Genomic DNA, 17,482 nt, shown 5'->3' on the forward strand with positions numbered 1-17,482 from the left:
CGACAGTCGAATGATTTTCAGATCCAGCGCCCGTCAGTGCCGAGGACCAACACCGCCTCGGGAAAAGCCGGGGCGCGAGCCGGACGCCCACGCCCCGACCGAGTTCAGAACAGGAAGTCGTCTTCCGAAAGATCAAGCCGCGCGCCCTGGACGAGAATGCTCTGGTCGTCGCCGAGCTTGATTTCTGCACGGTTCCCCTTCTGCTTGATGGCGCCCTCGAGGTCCGCGAAGCTCTCGAACGCGGTGCCGCTCAGGTCGATCAGGTCCAGCCCGTCTTCGAACCGGACGATACGGTCATGCCCATCGCCGGTGTTGAACACGAAGATGTCCGCGTCACGACCGCCAAAGAGGGTGTCGTCGCCGAGGCCGCCCGTCAACGTGTCCATACCGCGGCCGCCGAGGATGATGTCATGTCCGTCACCGCCAAATCCGACATCATTGCCGGTGCCGAGTGCGATCTTGTCGTTCCCGCCGTTGCCATCGACGAGATCGTTGTCGCGTCCGGTCCGAATGAAGCTGGCCGTGTCGTCGTCGATGATGAAATCGACATCATTCGACCCGTCCGATTGCAGCAGATCCGCCGGCAGAAGGACGCCGTCGAGAACATGCGCAATGCCGTTCGAGGCGGCGATATCCGTCGCGATCAGAGTCGGATTGGGCACATCCGGGTCGGCATCGACAAGGCTGGTGCCCGCGACACCCAGCTGGCCGCCCTGCAGCGTGGCGATCTGATCGGCCGCAAGGACCTGCTCGGACCCCAGCGCCTCCGGTGCGACGTGATAGGTCAGGACTTCGGTCAGAAGCGGGATCGGATCACCGCCGCCCAGCAGCGTCAGCGCCTCGACCAGATAGGCAAAGGCCTCGCCCTCGTCCGACCCCTCGAAACCGAGCGCCTGTGACAGCGCGACGAAGGCCGCGTCATTGGGCGCAAAGACGGTCAGATCGGCTTCGGGATCGTCCAGCGCGCCGACAAGCCCCGCCGTCTGCACGGCGGTCAGCAGCACGTCGAAGTCGGTGTCGTCCTGATCGAAGGTGCCCCCGCTCGCCGCAACGATGCCCGCAAGCGTGGGCAGCTCCGGTTCTGGCGGTTCATTGCCGGGGATGTCGATGGGCAAGAGCACCCGGTCGATCACCTGGATGGTGCCGTTGGCAGCGTTCACATCCGGACCAACGATGCTTGGGTTTGCCACGTCCGGCTCATTGTCGACCAGTTCCGTGCCTTCTGTACCGAATGTGGCCCCGTTCAGCAGCGTGGTGACCTGATCTGCCGCATCGACCTCGGCGGCCGTCTTTGCACCGGGCGAGACATGATAGAGCAGGATGTCTGTCAGCAGCGGGATCGGATCGCCGTCGGGCGCAAGGCCGGCAAGGGCCGAGGCGATGAAGCCGAAGACAGCCCCTTCGTCCGACGTGTCACCGGCAAACCCCAGATCGACCGCGAGCGCCGTGAAGGCGGCATCGGTTGGCGCGAAGACGGTGATGTCGTCGGAGTTCCGCACCGCGTCCACGAGGTTCGCCGCCGTCAATGCTTGCACGAGGATGTTGAAGTCGTCCGAGCCTGCAGCAATGTCGACGATATTTGGGGCAGGCTCGGCCACGGGGCCGGCTGAAAGATCCTCGTAGTCGACCCCGCGAAACACATTGACGCTGGCGCCGACGGTCAGCGTCACGCCCGCCGGCGGCACTGGCCCGAGGTAGGTGAAGCTGTCTGGCAGGCGGCCGGGCTGTTCCAGCTCGACCAGACGGTAGGTGCGACCGTCATCCCCGTAGAGATGCCAGAGCTGCTCGGCGTAGAGGGTGCCGCCGTTTCCGACCTCCTCCCCGGCCCGCAGGATCTGGGCCTCTTGGCCCGAGCGATCGTCACCCCGTTCATTACGGCGCAGATCGCCGGACAGACGGCTGTCGTCATCCGTAACGGTGAACTCCAGTGTCGCCGCATCGGGCATGGTAAAGCTTGCATGCGGCGCGATGTGACCATCGCCAAACAGATCCGCTTTGGCAAAGCCGGTGAAGATGAAGGTGCGCATGTCGTCTCCTTTCCGTCTCGGCTCAGGGCAGCAGTACTTTGTCGATTACATGGATAACGCCGTTCGACGCGGCGATGTCAGCCGCGGTCACCGTGGCATCGTTGACCTTGACGCCATTGCGCCCGTCCACGTGCACCGTCTTCCCGTTGACCGTCGCGGGGCTCAGCCGCTGGCCGGCCACATCCGCCGCCATGACCTTGCCGGGCAGGACGTGGTAGGTGAGAATCGCCGTCAGCTGATCCTTGTTCTCGGGCTTCAGCAGCGTCTCGACCGTGCCCTCCGGCAGCGCGGCAAAGGCTTCATCCGTGGGGGCAAAGACGGTGAAGGGCCCTTCGCTTTTCAGCGTATCCGCTAGATCGGCGGCGGTGACCGCGGCGACAAGCGTGTCAAACGATCCGGCGGACTGCGCCACCTCGACGATATCGGGGGCGGTCTGGGTTGTCGCACAGCCGGCAATCGCCAGCCCACCGGCCAGTACCGAGGCTTTGAAAAGAGTGAGCAGCTTCATGGGGGTGTATCCTTCCTCTCAATACGTGTGTATTTTACACACATCAGTGACAAGCTATTTGGGACACTCGGCCGCAGAGGCAAGTTTTTTGTGGAACTTTTTCACACCGTCACACATGTTTGCGCTATGGCAGCGCGCGATCCCTTTTCCAGATCAGGCCTTTTTGAACGGGCAGTTCGGCGGATTCTCCGCCCGCTCGTGCGTGCGCTGATCGCCCAAGGGGTCACCGCTCCGGCGCTCTACCGCATCGTCAAGCAAACCTACGTGGAGGTCGCCGTCGACGATCTGGGCGATGCGGCGACCGACAGCCGCGTGAATGTGGTGACCGGCGTGCACAGGCGCGATGTGAAGGAGTTCAGGACTGGCGATCAGAGCGATAGCAACGAGACACAGCGCAAAGTGTCCATCTTGCTGACGGTGGTCGGCCGCTGGATGTCGGACCCGATGTTTACGGAAAACGGCAGGCCGCGCGTCCTGCCGCGCTTTGCCGCCGACGGCCCCAGCTTCGAGACACTGGTTCAATCCGTCAGCCGCGACATCCGCCCCCGTACGGTACTCGACGAATTGACTCGGCAGGGCATCGCCGAGCTTGAGGATGATATGGTCCGGCTGCTTTCGGAGGGGCTGGTGGGATCGGCCGACACCGATCAGAAGCTGCACTTCTTTGCGTTCAACCTCGGTGATCACATGCAGGCGGCGGTCGACAACCTCTTGTCGGACGCGCCCGAGTTCCTCGAACGAGCGGTGTTCTACAACAACTTGGAGGCAAGCTCCGTCGCGGCGATCGAAGCCGAGGCCCGCAGGTTGAGCCAGGACGGCTTGAAGCGCATCAATACGCTTGCGGCTGGCAAACAGGCGGAGGACAAGTCAAAACCAACCGCGCACCACCGCTTCAGATTTGGTGTCTTCTTCTACCGCGAGGAGGAAGACGCTGGCACAAAAGGAACGTCCACCGATGACGACGGGTAAGTTTTCTCGCCGCTCTGCCCTTGGCGCGGGTTTCTCCAGCTTGCTTCTGCCACATGTCGCCTGGCCGCAGGAAAGCGAGCGCCAGGTGGAAGGAGGGATCGGTGGCACCGGCATTGTAGGGGTTGTGACTGAACTGGGTGATCTCGTGGTCAGCGGGAACCGGGTGCAGACCGATAGCAGCACCGAATTCAGCGATGCCTTCGGACGGCTGGCAGCAAGCGACATCCGCCTGGGCGACAGCCTGACAGTCGAAGCGGACGGTCCGGCCGATGCTCTGCGCGCACGGCGTGTGCATGTGACCACACCCTTGGTCGGGCGCGTCTACACCGCCTCAACGCCGGACCGCCGCATGACCGTGAACGGTGTCGATGTGCTGCTACCGCCGGGATTGCCCTTGCCCGAGGTCGGCACGCGTGTCGCCGTCTCGGGCCTCTGGCGGGGCGCCTCTGTTGTCGCCAGCCGCATTTCGCCGGCACGACGTGAGCTCGATGTGGTATCGGGTGATGTGGCGCGCGCCGGATCGCGCGTGACCATCGGAACCGTGACGGCCCGTGGCCGCGGCGTGGCGGGCCTGGTCAGTGGCGGCTTTGCGCGCGCGGTCGGACTGTTCGCTCCCGATCAGGGTGTGATCCGCGCCTCGGAGCTGGCCACGGCACGCTTCATCGGGGCCGCCGGTCCACTGGCATGGCTCTCGATCGAGGGGTATCTCACCCCGGCGCCGCGCGCGCCTGGCTATCGCATCGCCGGGCTTGGCCACAGTTTCGAACGCACCCTCGACCTGCGCCTCTACGCGGATGCCCGTGTCCTGTTCAACGGGCGCTACACGGGCCGCTTTGCAGCCCAAAGCGCCGTGATCCTGCCGGAGGCGGAGGCACAGCGCCGTCAACTCCTGCGTCAAATCGCCAACGGCTGATGCCCCACCCGCTCATGACCGTTGCAGGCGGGTCGTCTCGCCGGGGACAAGCTCGAGCGGCAGGGGTTTGGAGGTCTCAACCGACACGCCGTTGATCCGCGCCAGCAGGTTGGTCGCTCCGGTGATCCCCATCAAGCGGCGCAGCGTGCGCACGGTGGTCAAAGTCTTGGGCAGAACGCTCGCAAGGTCGAGCTGGTTGAACCCGGCGATGCCGATGTCCTCGGGCACCGACAGCCCGCGGATCTGGCAGCACATCAGGCCGCCGAAGGCCATGTGATCATTGAGATAACAGATGATGTCGGGCGACGCGCTATCGAGCAACTGAGCGGTGCCCTCGAACCCCGTGGTGAAGGAGTTCCCGGTCTCGGGGCGAGCCGAGAGAACAGCGGCACCGCAGTCGCGGGCAAAGATATCGCGCAGCCCCTCCAGCCGAGCATCGGCGCGCGTGTCATGCCCGCGCGGCGCGCTCACGAAGGCGGGGCGCCGATAGCCCAGGGAGACCGCATGGGCGCCAATCATCTGCCCGGCCTTGTAGTGGTCTATGCCGACGCAGATATCGATCGGTGTCTCGGTGTGATCCCAGATTTCGAGCACTGGGATCGGCGATTCCCGCAACAGCTCGACCGTCTCCGGGCGATGATCCAAGCCGGTGAGGATGATGCCCGCCGGCTGCCAGGACAGCAGCCGCCGCACCCAGCTCAGCTCGGCGTCGGGGTTGTACTCGGTCGTGTCGATCACGCTGGAGTACCCGGCGGAATCGAAGGTCCGGCGCATCCCCTTGAGAATGTCGGCGAAGACCTCTCCCGCAAAGGTCGGCAGCGAGATGCCGATCAGGTTCGAGTTCGCGACCGCCAGCGAGCGGGCATTACTGTTTGGCACGTACTTCATGTCCCTGGCGATCTTGAGGATCTGGGCGCGGGTCTTTTCCGACACGCCGTCAACGCCCCGGATCGCGCGCGAGACACTCATGATGCTGACGCCCGCACGTGCGGCAACATCTTCGATCTTGGCGGGCCGCCCCGTTCTACCCAAACCAACCGCCGCGTCGGTATCCGTATTTTATGAATAACCCCATGTAGTTACCTGAAGTTGAACGTTAACGCTAACGTTCATTTTGGCTTTTTCCCTTCGCTATTGGAAGCCCTTTGGGCACTCTGATCATCAAAGTTGGGAGGCTTTCTTCGGAAATCGGCGCTTCGGGGGGACATGTGCCACGCATCGTTTTTGATCAGGTATCCAAGAGCTACGGGGCCGTGGAGGTTCTGCCGCCGTTCGACCTCAGCCTCGACGATGGCGAGTTCACTGTTCTAGTCGGCCCCTCGGGGTGCGGGAAGTCGACAACACTGCGGATGCTCGCGGGGCTCGAAACAGTCACCAGCGGCGAGATCTACTTCGACGACGCGCCGATCAGCAAGCTCGATCCCAAGGAGCGCGATCTGGCGATGGTGTTTCAGGACTACGCGCTCTACCCGCACATGAACATCGCCAAGAACATGTCCTTTGCGTTGCGGCTGGCACGGGTCCCCAAGGCGGAGATCGAAACCAAGGTGCAGCGCGTCGCCGAGATGCTGAACATCGCGCATCTGCTCGATCGCAAGCCGGCGGAGCTTTCGGGCGGCCAGCGCCAGCGGGTCGCGATGGGCCGGGCCCTTGTGCGCGATGCTGGTACGTTTCTCTTCGACGAACCACTGTCGAACCTCGATGCAAAACTGCGCGGCAAGATGCGCGCCGAGCTCGCCGAAATGCGCGACACCATCGACAAGAACATGGTTTACGTGACCCACGATCAGGTCGAGGCGATGACGCTGGGCGATCGCATCGTCGTGATGAGCGATGGGCTCATTCAGCAGCAGGGCTCGCCTGAAGAGCTGTTCAAATCGCCGGTGAATACCTTTGTCGCGGGGTTCATCGGCGCGCCGACCATGAACTTCGTCGACGGCGAGTTGGTGGAGGAAAAGGGCACGCTCTGGGCGCGGGGCGACGGTTTCGCGCTGCCTTTGCCCGAGGAGGCTGGCGCACGTCTGGCAACCGCACAGGACCGGCATGTCACCATTGGCCTCCGGCCATCCAGTTTCACGACCGATCTGACCCGGGGCGCGCCGATCGAGCTCAAGGTTGTTGTCTCCGAATATCTCGGCGCGCAATCCGTGCTCGTCACCCGCTGCGGCGGCGCAGAGATACTCGTGGAGACACAAAGCGCCGCACCGGTTCGCGCCGGAACTGAGCAGGCCTTCGGCGTGCTGACCGATGAAATCATGATTTTCGACAAGACGTCCGGGCTGCGGCTCTGACGAACAAGACATAGCATCAGGGAGGACTGAAGAATGCTATCATTCACGAACTTGCTGACCGGTGGGGCGGTCAAGACAATCCTGACGGGGACGGCGGTCTCGGCCACGATGGCCGGCGCCCTCCTCGCCAATCCTTATGAGCCCTATGAAGGCACCACGCTGGTGATCAACGTGCCGGCGCACCCGCATTACAACGCGATGATGAAGGTGCTGCCCGCGTTCACCGAGGAAACGGGCATCGAGGTTGAAGTCGACCAGTTGCAATACCTCAAGATGCGCGAGCGTCAGACACTGGAGCTGACCAAGGACGAAGGCGACTATGACATGATCGCCTATGTGGTCTTTTCCAAGGCCGATTACGTCTACGCGGACCAGCTTGAGAATCTCGCCAAATACTTCATGAACCCCGCGCTGGCCGATCCGAACTATGATCAGGCCGACCTGATTTCCGGCTATGTGGAGAACATCGGCGTAGCGGGCGGGCAGAAGGGCTATCTGCCCGGTCAGCTCGGCTCCGCCTTCGGGATCCCCTTCGGCTCCGAGACCTCGGTGCTTGCCTACCGCAAGGACATCTTTGAAAAACACGGCATCCCGGTGCCGGAGACTTACGACCAGTTGCTGGACGCAGCCTGCAAGATCCCAGAGGTCGAGCCGGGTATGGGCGGCATGGCCTCGCGCGCGGCCTCCGGTCACCAGGCGAGCCACGCGTTCCTGCTGCACCTTGCCCCGCTGGGTGGCCGCGTCTTTGACGACAATTGGGAGCCGATCATCAACAACGAAGCCGGCGTCGCTGCGGCCAACGCGCTGAAAACAATTGTCGATTGCGGCCCCGACGGCAGCCAGACCTTTGGCCCCGCCGAAGCCGCGGCTGCGTTCCAGCAAGGTCAGGCCGCGATGTTCATGGACTCCATCGCCTTTGCTGCCGGCTTTGAAGACCCAAGCAAATCCACCGTTGCGGGCAAGGTGGGCTATGCGCTCCACCCCGAGGGCGTGCGCCGCGGCAGCCAGACCGGCGGCTTTGGAATCGCGATCCCCAAAAACGCCCAGAACAAGGAAGCGGCCTTCCTGCTCATGCAGTGGCTAACCTCGAAGAAGGGCGATCTGATGGTGGCCATGGCGGGCGGGAACCCTTCGCGCTTCTCCACCTATGAGAACGCTGAGCTGAACGAGAAATATCCCTATTCGGCCACCTTCGGCGAAGCGCTGAAGTATGCCGATCCGGACTGGCGCCCGATCATCCCGACTTGGGGCAAGATCAACGCCGACATCGGAACGACCATGAGCCAGGTGCTGACCGAGGGCCTTGACCCGCAGGAGGCGCTGGACGGGGTCGCCACACGCGCCCGCGCGATCATGGAGGAGGCCGGATACTACACCTGGCAATAACGGTCAGCCCCGCTGACCGAGTGGGGTGAGCGGGTTTTCCATAGGAAAACCTGCGGCTCCACCCCCCTCTCCACTCTGGGCGCCCGCCCGCTGGCGCCCACCTCACACCACGCTCGTGCAACCGCCCAAGGCCCTCAGAGACCCGACGCCCATGCAGATCGCCAACGCAAATCGGCTGACGCCCTACCTCTTCCTCGCTCCGGCGGCGCTGGTGATGACCGTCGCCCTGCTCTACCCGATCGGCTACATGATCTACGCCAGCTTTCTGGACTGGAACCCCAGCCAGCGGATCGGCGAGGCGGAGTTCGTGGGTCTGCGCAACTACATCAACCTGCTGAGCGACGCGGCCTTTCTCGAAAGCTTCTTCGTCACGCTGAAATTTGCCGCCGTCGTCGTCAGCATCGAGATGGTACTGGGCGTTGGCCTTGCACTCCTGCTCGACCGGAACATCCGCGGCATGTCCGTTCTGCGCACGCTCTTCATCCTGCCGATGATGATCGCGCCCATCGTCGTCGGCCTGATGTGGCGGTATATGTATCACCCGTCGGTGGGCATCTTTAACCGCACGCTGAAATCGCTGGGGTTCGAGCCCATCCCATGGCTGAGCGACGGCAGCTGGGCCTTTGCCTCGGTGGTGATTGCCGACATCTGGCAGTGGACGCCCTTTATTTTCATCCTGTCCCTCGCGGCCCTGCAATCGCTGCCGCAATCCGCCATGGAAGCTGCGCGCATCGATGGCGCCACGGGCTGGCGGCAGATCGTCTACATCAAGCTGCCGCTGATGATGCCGGTGCTGATCGTGACGCTGCTTCTGCGCCTGATTGATGCTTTCAAGGTGCTGGAGGTGATCCTGGTGCTGACCAACGGCGGGCCGGGCCTCTCGACCGAGATCCTCTCTCTGCGCATCTCGCGCACGGCCTCGGAATTCCGCGAGCTCGGCGAGGCGGCGGCCATGTCGAACTACCTGCTGATCCTGCTGGTGATCCTGACCTTCGCGATGTTCGCCTACAACAAGGCCGTCGAGGCCCGCACAGCAAGGCTCCGCAAAGCGGCGCAGGAGGGGAGCTGATGTCGGCCAAGACTTACGAGCGGCAGAACCCCGCCTTCTATGCGCTGCTGGTGGCGCTGGTGGTCATGGCCGTCGGGCCGATCGTGATGATGCTCACCACCTCGCTGAAGCTGAATGTGGACATCATGTCCGACAGTGCCTCGCTGCTCTTCATGCCGACGATCCGCAACTACGAGACCGCGCTCTGCGACTTCCTGTGGTACGAAGCGCCCCATATCGACTATTGCGACAAGACCTTCGGGCGCGCGCTGGTCAACTCGCTGATCATCGCGCTGGTCTCGACGGTGATCACGCTGGTGATCGGCTGCATGGCGGCTTACGCGCTGGTGCGCTTCCGCTTCATGGGGCGCGATACGGTCTCGCTCTCGACGCTTGCGATGCGCATGGTGCCGCCCGCCGTGCTGCTGGTGCCCGTCTTCGGCATCTGGACGTTCCAATTCCAGATCGACGGGACCCGCGCGGGCATCATTCTGGTGTACGTGGCGATGAACCTCCCCTTCGTCATCTGGATCCTGCAGAGCTTCATCGTGCAGGTGCCAATCCAGCTGGAAGAGGCCGCGCGCATGGATGGCGCGGGCCCCTTCCAGGTCTTTTTCCTCGTCGTGCTGCCATTGATCAAACCGGGGCTGGCGGCGGCGGCGATCTTCACCTTCCGGGTGGCGTGGAACGAGTTTCTGCTCGCCAACGCGCTGGCCGACCGCAACTCGCGGACCGTGCCCGTCACAATCGTGAATTCGATCACCGAGTTCGACATCGACTGGGGCGTGATTATGGCCACGGGCATGCTGCTGGCCATTCCGCCGATCATCTTCACCTTCGTGGCCTCGCGCCAGATCATCACCGGCATGACCGCGGGCGCGGTCAAGGGCTGATGTGGGAGTGGTTGCTCGCTCCGATGGATGCCGCGCGCGCGCATGACGTCGGCTGGCATCTGAGCTGGCATGCGCGGATCATGGTGCTCGCCTGGGGCGTCCTTGTGCCGCTGGGCGTGCTCATCGCGCGGTATTTCAAGATCGCCCCCGGCCAGAACTGGCCGGAGATCCTCGATCACCGGTTCTGGTGGAATACGCATCGGATTTGCCAGTATTCCGCCTGTATGCTGATGCTTTTGGGGCTCTGGTTGATCCTGACCGCGCCGGCCCTCGCTGCACTCCCCGGCCCGCATGCAATGCTCGGCTGGACGGTCCTGGCACTCGCGCTTGTGCAGGTCCTGGGCGGTCTTCTGCGCGGCACAAAGGGCGGACCAACCGAACCTGCGGAGGACGGCTCCCTGCATGGGGATCATTACAGCATGACACCGCGCCGCCTCGCTTTCGAATACCTGCACAAGGGGGCTGGATACCTGTCCCTCCTGCTCGCCGCAGCCACGATCCTGTCGGGGCTCTGGCAAGCCAACGGGCCGAACTGGATGTGGCTCGCGCTGTGCCTTTGGTGGGCAGGGCTTGTCGCCGCGGCGGCGGTTCTGCAACACCGCGGCATGGCAATTGACACCTACCAGGCAATCTGGGGCCCAGACCCCGCCCTGCCCGGAAACCGGCGCAAACCCATCGGCCTGGGCATTCGACGGATCGCACCTGCACCCGGCTCAGCAACCCCGCCGGATCACGATCAGGCAAGCCCGTCCTGACACTGTGGTCGCCGCTTTGTTAAAACTTTAAGGTTACGCTTAGAGTAACCAATGACGCGTATGAACTCATGGTCAAACCCCGGGCCTGTTCATGCAACTTTCAGACGTTCTGAACGATTTCTTATCGCTGACGCAGGATGCGGTCGGCATCGGGTATCGTGGGCCCTCGGACGAGACGGCCCGGCTGATCTACGTGAACCCCGCTTATGGCGCGCTCTTCGGTTATGATGTCGAGGAGGTTCTTGGGCGCCCCGTGGACATCGTGCACGATCCTGACAGTTGGGACGAGTATGTGGCCAAGGTGGCGCCGCTCTTTCAGGCCGGCAAGCAGACGTTCCAGGTGGAAACGACCTGTATCCGCGCCGACGGCAGCAAGTTTTGGGCCAGTATCTCCTTTTTTGCCTTCGACGACGAAGAGCGCGGGGGCCGCTACAGCTGTGCAACCTTCCGCGATATCTCGGATCTCAAGGCTCGCGAGGATGCGGCAGCGCAGGCCCTGAAGGACCGCGATGCCCTGCTGGCTGAACAGGAGCGGATGTATCGCGAACTGCTGGCCACACAAACCCGCCTGCTCTCGGCGATGAACGCCTACCCGGATCCCTTCGTCATCTACGACCGGGAGATGCGGCTGGTCGTCGGTAACACGGCCTACAAAGCCTCGATGTCCACCACGCCCGAGGCGATCAAACCCGGCATGCACATCCGCGATGTGATGAACCACGCCTTCGATTGCGGGCGAATGGAGGTCCCGCCGCAGGGGCGATCCGCCTATCTGGATCGCCTCGACGACCCCGATCGCATCCCGATTGGCGCGGAAAACATCGAGCTTCCGGGCGACATTCACCACCGGATCCTGCGCAGCGTCGCCGAAAACGGGGATTGGGTCGTGATCCGTCTCGATATCTCGGAAATCGTGCGCGAGCGCCGCCATTCGACCGAGATGCACGCACGCACTATCGCGGCCCTGAACGCCTATCCCGATCCGTTTGCGATCTATGACGCCGACGAACGCCTCGTGATGTGGAACGACGCGTTCACTCAATCGATGACCGACACGCCATATGATCTTCAGGTCGGGATGACAAATGCCGAGGTCCAGGCCACCGGCCGTCGGAATGGAAGGCCAAGCTCGGGGATCGGTGGCGATACCCAATCTCCAGGACCCTCCGGGCTGGGGATTGCGGATATGCCGCCGCACACGGATCTCGAACTGCCCGGCGATCGCCATCGCCGTGTTCTCCGCAGCCAGGCGCCGAATGGCGATTTCGTCGTGATCCAGCTGAACACGACCGAACTTGTCCGCCAAAGACGCGCAGCAGAAGCACTGCAGGAGCGGCTGCTCGCTGCGATCAGCGCCTATCCGGCCCCCTTCTGCATCTATGACAGCGCCTCGCGGCTCGCGGTGTGGAACGACAGCTATGCCCAGGCTCTCACCGACGATCCGAACGACCTGCGGGAAGGCATGCCATTGGAAGAGGTGATGCGCACGGGCTTGCGCAACAAGCGATTCCGGATGGCCGTGGGGCGAGAAGAGGATTGGTTGCAGGAAACGCTGGCCGCAGCCAAAAACGTCAAACCGGTCGAAGACATCGAACTCGACGGCGACCGGCATCACCGGCTGCTCAGATCGAAGTCGCGCAATGGCGATCTGGTGGTGGTGCGGCTCGACACCACCGAACTTGTGCGTCAGCGCCGGGCCCTGGAGAAACTGCAGGACCGGCTCATTTCCGCGATCAACGCCTTCCCTGACCCGTTTTCGATTTACGACAACGACCTGAATCTGGTGATCTGGAACCCAGCCTTTGCCGCGTCGCTGACGGATCAACCGGATCAGATCGTGGCCGGTATGAACGTGGCGGATGTCATTCGCCTTGCAATCGGGAACGGTCTCATTCCCGCTGCCGAAGGCCGCGAAGAGGAATGGCTGGCAAGCTACGTCAGTCCGGAGATGGTGAACGTCGAGGCCGAGGACTTCGAGTTCGCAGATGACACGCATTATCGCATCATCCGGTCCCGCTCGGAAAACGGCGAAACGCTGGTCCTTCGGTTGAACATGACCGAAACCGTGCGGCAGCGCCGGGCGCTCGAAACCTATGCCAAACAGCTCGAAGAGGCCAACCAGCAGATCACCTTCAAGGCGCTGCACGATCAGCTGACCGGGCTGGGTAACCGTCGGTATCTCTCTGAGAAATTCGAGGAGCTGTCGCGCCTGCGTCGCAAGAAAGGTGGAGAGCTGGCGGCGCTGCACGTCGACCTCGACCGCTTCAAGCAGATCAATGACACCATCGGCCACGCCGCGGGCGACCATGTCCTCATCGACGTTGCACGCCGGATCAGCGCTAACGTCCGCGGCGACGATGTGGTCGCCCGGATCGGAGGAGACGAGTTTGTCATCCTGCTGCGGGTGCCGGAAGACAGCACCCGGCCTGAGCATCTGGCCGACGCCCTGCTCGCTGATCTGGCCAGGCCAACTGTTTTTGAGGGTCGCGAGTGCCGCTTTGGCGCCTCGATCGGCGTCGCCCGCACGCCTCTGGCCGACGAAGAGGATCTGCTGACGAATTCGGACGTCGCCCTGTACAAGGCCAAGCGGGCCGGTCGTGGACAAGTGGCCGTCTTCGACCGCAGTGACATCGAGGAGATGCGGGAAACCAAGCGCATGGCCGACGAGATCATGCGCGCGCTGGAACAGCAGGAATTCATGCCCCATTACCAGCCACAGATCTGCTCGCGCAGCGGCGCCGTGGTCGGGGTCGAAGCGCTGGCGCGCTGGTCGCACCCGACCGAAGGCATACTCATGCCGGACAGTTTTCTTGGTGTCGCAACAGATCTCAACGTGGTGGCCGACATCGACCGAATGATCTTCGAGCGCGCGATTGCCGAGTGCGAAACCGGCTTCCACGGTCTCGACCAGCCACCGAACCTGTCCTTCAACATCAGTGCGAACCGCCTTCAATTCGAGGAGATCGCCGAGATCGGGCGGCTGTCGCGCGCCTATTCGGGAGAGGTGGCCTTCGAGTTGCTCGAAACCATCTTCCTGGAGGAGCAAAGCGATGCCTTCATGCTGCATCTCGACCAGTTGCGCGAGATGGGGATCGCGCTGGAGGTCGACGACTTCGGCAGTGGCCGTGCGTCGATTGTGGCGCTCCAGCGGATTGCGCCGGACCGGCTCAAAATTGATCGGCGTCTGATTTCACCGATTGCGGAAGGAAACAATGCAACCCGTTTGGTGAAATCGATCATCGACATCGGCTATGCCCTCGACATCGACGTGATTGCGGAAGGCGTGGAAACGGCGGAGCAAGCGCGTATCCTCCGCGAGCTTGGCGCGGGCCGGTTGCAAGGCTATTTCTTCTCTCGACCGCTGGATCTGGAGGCCTTGGTGAAGTATCTGAAAGAGAACAGCAGCGATAGGCACCGTCGCTAGGCCGCTGACGGCTTCAGTCGTCTTGCGGTCTCGGCAGCAGGCCACCCTAGGCCAACAGCAGCCGGCCTTCGTTTTCCATCACATCCGCAAGAAAACCCGTGAGGCAGGCATAGTCCATGGGCCGCGCCAATCCGAAGCCTTGCAGGTAGCAGCACCCCATTTCGTTGAGGATCGGAACATGCGCCGCGGTCTCGACACCTTCCGCGACCACACGGATGTCCAGCATCCGCCCGATGCCGATGATCGTGCGGACAAGGTCGCGCTGGCGCTGCGAATGCACGATGGGCTGGATCAGGGTGCGGTCGATCTTCAGCCGCTTCGGTGCAATTTGCAGCAGGCTCGCGATAGAGGCATGCCCGCTTCCGAAATCGTCGATCTCGATGTCGATGCCCATCTCACCAATCACGTTGAGGTTTTTGTCGATGACATCGTTGCGGGCGTCGAGGAACGCGGATTCAAGAAGTTCAAAGGACAGCATACCGCGTGGCAGATCAAGCTCGCGCAGCCGGTCAGCAAGGCTGGGATCATTCAGCCGGTGTGCAGACACATTGACCGAAATCGGGGGGACAAAGAGCCCGGCCCCTTGCCACCGTTCCATATCGTAAAGGGCGCGGCGCAGCACCAACTCGTCGAACTGAGCAAGCAACCCCATATCCTCGGCAGTCTGCAAAAACTCCTCGGGCATGATCAGGCCGAATCTTGCACTCTCCCATCGGACGAGCGCCTCTAGCCCAGTCAGCTCGAGTGTCTTGGCGTCGAACTGTGGCTGATAGTGGCAGGTGATCTCGCCCTGATCGAAGCCGGCAAGCAACGCGTCGAAGGAGTTCTTTCGGCGGCGCGCTTCCTCCTTCATCGTCGTGCTGTAGAACCGGTACCGCCCGCGTCCTGCCTTCTTGGCCTCGTAGAGCGCTAGGTCTGCGTCAATGAACATGTTGTTGTCGGCCTGCGACATGTCCTCTGCAACGGCGATCCCGATGCTGGTGCCGATGTTACACTCTTGCGAACCGTAAAAGAACGGGCGCGACATGTCGGTGATGATCTTCTGCGCGATCTCCTCGAGGGCCGCGTGATCTGGCGCATCGAAGAACAGCGCAACGAATTCATCGCCCCCCACACGGGAGACCAGCGCGCTCTCAGGCGTATTGCGCAGCAGGATGCGTGCGGCATGTCTCAGGGTCGCATCCCCGGCATCATGCCCCAGTGTATCGTTGATCTGCTTGAAATGGTCGATGTCGAAATGGAGCACGGCAAGGCGCCCGCCACCCCCGCCGCTTGTCTTGACCCGTTCCGTGTAGACATCGTCAAGCCGCCGGCGGTTTGCGAGCCCGGTCAGCGCATCATGGCGGCTCTCATGCTCGAGACGGGCACGGGCGTCTTCGAGCTCTTGCGCCCGCAGCTTGTCCTCCGTGATATCGAAATTGACCCCATAGTACCGTGGCCCCGTTTCCGTATCGTTGACGTATTTGCCGCGCGTTCTGACATGGCGCACCCGACCGTCCCGGCTGAGCAGGCGGTAGTCAAGCGCCACATCCCGCCCTTCGCGCAGGCATTCCTCGGTATAAGCGACGGCAAACTCGCGGTCATCGGGGTGAATGAAGGTGCTCCACTCCTCGCCAGACCGAATGTTCTCGCCGTCGGTGACACCGAACATCTTGAGCAGGCGGTCATCCCAGAACGCCTGGTTTGTATTGACGTTGTATTCCCACCGGGCCATGCCCGCTGCTTCCATGGCAACGTCCAGGCGCTCGGCCATACGTTGGCTTTCGACCTCCACTGTCTTGATATCCGTGATGTCGATTTCCGTGCCGATGATGCGAGCTGGCAGACCATCAGCGTCCCGGCGGACAACGCGCCCCCGGCTGAGCACCCAGATCCAGTGTCCATCCGCATGACGCTGTCGGAACTTGTAGTTGATCACATCCGTTTCGCCCAGTTCGAGGCGACGCAGTTCCTCGCAGATCAACGGTAGATCCTTGGGGTGGATGGTGGCCAGCCAGTCATCGGTTGCGAGCGGGATCGGATCTTCATCGCCGATTCCTCGCAGATCGCGCCAGCTCCGTGAAAGGAAATGACGCCCCCGCTCGAAGTCATGATCCCAGACACCCTGGTTGGCGCTCAGTACGGCGGTCTTCCAACGGCGTTCGCTTTCGGCGAGGCTGGTTGCGCCACCGGGGACTTCCGCGTGGCCGCTCACATCCGTCTCGACGATCGTTATCCGAGTGGGCACGCCGGTTGCGGATTGGCCAGTGACCGACCCCTTTCCGAAGAGCGTAGCGAAGCTGCCGTCGGACATGCGGACGCGGTAAGACAGGCTCAGCCGGTGATCGACTTTCGACAGCAGTGCCGCCAAGGCGTTTTCGAGGTTTCCACGGTCCTGCGGATGCACGAGATCCAGATAGGCTGCAAATGGCCCGGCGGTGGGCGCCTCCAGCCCCGCAGTCTGAATCGTGCGGAGAGGTTTTGTCCGATCTTCCGCATCGAATTCCCAGCTGCGCTGCGGCAAATCGTCGGGGATCGACTGCCACATGTCCAGATCGTTGTTGCGCTGCACGGTATCGGCGCATTGACCGAGGAACCCCTGGATTTCTTGGGCCTCATCGCGAAAGGCAGTGACCGAGAAGATATGCAGCTTTTCGTCGTACCGGAGCGGTATGATGGCGACGTCAAGCGGCGCGGTGCCATGCCGGATCTGGTCGAGATGCGCAACTGCGGCGGGGCGTCGTTCGGGACAAATCAGGGAGATAAGATCGACGCCGGAGAGCGCATCTCCCTCCTCGTTTTCGAAAATGGATCGTGCCACAGTATTGGCCGCGATCACTTTGTAATCTGGTGTAAGCAGGAATGCGGGCACCGCCAGCGCTTCGACCAGCGGTGGTGCAAAAGACTCAGCGTTTGAGAACCCCTCTCCGCGCATCTCATCCCTACCGAAAACCCCGCACGAGGGATAGGGAGTTGCCTTTAAGGTCCGGTTATCAAATAGAATTCAACTCGATTTGTTGGGATTATCCGCCGCTGTCCGGTGCGCGCCTGCGCGGCCCGGATGCGAACCACTCACGTGCCGGATATCTCGGCGGTATCGATGGCCGGACCACGCCCGGGACGACAGAACCGATGCCGTCGCATTCAAGCCAGGGCTGACACTCGCGCGCCCTGAGGCTCAGACAATCGTTGCCTCGGTTGCGGCGCGCAGATCGGCCTCGGTGACGCCTTGGGCGGTCTCGACGATTGCGAGCCCGCCCTCGACCACATCCAGCACGCCGAGGTTCGT

12 protein-coding genes and 1 pseudogene are annotated in these 17,482 nt (G+C 62.6%); 8 read left to right on the forward strand and 5 right to left on the reverse strand.

Going from position 1 to position 17,482, the window contains the following annotated elements; translation table 11 throughout:
- Positions 1-104: 104 nt before the first annotated feature.
- Positions 105-2,027, reverse strand: coding sequence for a fasciclin domain-containing protein (locus tag MUB52_RS21580; RefSeq protein ID WP_263846226.1), 1,923 nt, complete (start codon positions 2,025-2,027; stop codon positions 105-107).
- A gap of 22 nt (positions 2,028-2,049) precedes the next feature.
- Positions 2,050-2,535 (reverse strand): fasciclin domain-containing protein, encoded by a 486-nt coding sequence (locus MUB52_RS21585; protein ID WP_263846227.1) that lies wholly within the window; start codon positions 2,533-2,535, stop codon positions 2,050-2,052.
- Between the two features lie 126 nt (positions 2,536-2,661).
- On the opposite strand from MUB52_RS21585, the gene MUB52_RS21590 reads away from it, so the two are divergent.
- Positions 2,662-3,504 (forward strand): DUF6502 family protein, encoded by an 843-nt coding sequence (locus MUB52_RS21590; RefSeq protein WP_263846228.1) that lies wholly within the window; start codon positions 2,662-2,664, stop codon positions 3,502-3,504.
- Positions 3,491-4,417: a DUF5666 domain-containing protein gene (locus MUB52_RS21595; RefSeq protein WP_263846229.1), complete on the forward strand. Its 927-nt coding sequence runs from the start codon at positions 3,491-3,493 to the stop codon at positions 4,415-4,417. Before MUB52_RS21590 ends, MUB52_RS21595 begins: the two co-directional genes overlap by 14 nt.
- 12 nt (positions 4,418-4,429) lie before the next feature.
- Here MUB52_RS21595 and MUB52_RS21600 read toward each other — a convergent pair whose 3' ends face one another.
- Entirely contained in the window at positions 4,430-5,449 is a 1,020-nt protein-coding gene (locus MUB52_RS21600; RefSeq protein ID WP_263846230.1) for a LacI family DNA-binding transcriptional regulator, read from the reverse strand.
- A 176-nt stretch (positions 5,450-5,625) separates the two neighbouring features.
- Here MUB52_RS21600 and MUB52_RS21605 point away from each other — a divergent pair, with 176 nt between their 5' ends.
- The 6 genes from MUB52_RS21605 to MUB52_RS21630 all read left to right on the forward strand — a co-directional run bounded on the left by MUB52_RS21605 (position 5,626) and on the right by MUB52_RS21630 (position 14,214).
- Positions 5,626-6,708, forward strand: a complete 1,083-nt coding sequence (locus tag MUB52_RS21605) for an ABC transporter ATP-binding protein (RefSeq protein WP_318527454.1) — start codon at positions 5,626-5,628, stop codon at positions 6,706-6,708.
- A gap of 33 nt (positions 6,709-6,741) precedes the next feature.
- Complete coding sequence (locus tag MUB52_RS21610) at positions 6,742-8,094, forward strand: extracellular solute-binding protein (RefSeq protein ID WP_263846231.1); 1,353 nt, start codon at positions 6,742-6,744, stop codon at positions 8,092-8,094.
- 151 nt (positions 8,095-8,245) lie between these two features.
- The gene (locus tag MUB52_RS21615) at positions 8,246-9,163 is read left to right on the forward strand and encodes a carbohydrate ABC transporter permease (protein WP_263846232.1); all 918 of its coding nucleotides are present in this window, start codon (positions 8,246-8,248) and stop codon (positions 9,161-9,163) included.
- Positions 9,163-10,035 (forward strand): carbohydrate ABC transporter permease, encoded by an 873-nt coding sequence (locus MUB52_RS21620; protein ID WP_263846233.1) that lies wholly within the window; start codon positions 9,163-9,165, stop codon positions 10,033-10,035. The genes MUB52_RS21615 and MUB52_RS21620 overlap by 1 nt, the downstream gene beginning before the upstream one ends.
- Positions 10,035-10,790, forward strand: coding sequence for a cytochrome b561 domain-containing protein (locus tag MUB52_RS21625; RefSeq protein WP_263846234.1), 756 nt, complete (start codon positions 10,035-10,037; stop codon positions 10,788-10,790). The genes MUB52_RS21620 and MUB52_RS21625 overlap by 1 nt, the downstream gene beginning before the upstream one ends.
- 91 nt (positions 10,791-10,881) lie before the next feature.
- Positions 10,882-14,214: an EAL domain-containing protein gene (locus MUB52_RS21630; protein ID WP_263846235.1), complete on the forward strand. Its 3,333-nt coding sequence runs from the start codon at positions 10,882-10,884 to the stop codon at positions 14,212-14,214.
- A gap of 46 nt (positions 14,215-14,260) precedes the next feature.
- Here MUB52_RS21630 and MUB52_RS21635 read toward each other — a convergent pair whose 3' ends face one another.
- Both MUB52_RS21635 and MUB52_RS21640 read right to left on the reverse strand, forming a co-directional pair.
- A complete protein-coding gene (locus MUB52_RS21635) occupies positions 14,261-17,128 on the reverse strand; it encodes an EAL domain-containing protein (RefSeq protein ID WP_263846236.1) in 2,868 nt (955 codons plus the stop codon).
- Between the two features lie 243 nt (positions 17,129-17,371).
- Positions 17,372-17,482 (reverse strand): annotated as a pseudogene (locus tag MUB52_RS21640) (succinyl-CoA--3-ketoacid-CoA transferase); the annotation flags it as partial.

Origin of the sequence: Roseobacter sinensis (genome assembly GCF_025755255.1) — a bacterium.
Taxonomy (GTDB): domain Bacteria; phylum Pseudomonadota; class Alphaproteobacteria; order Rhodobacterales; family Rhodobacteraceae; genus Roseobacter; species Roseobacter sinensis.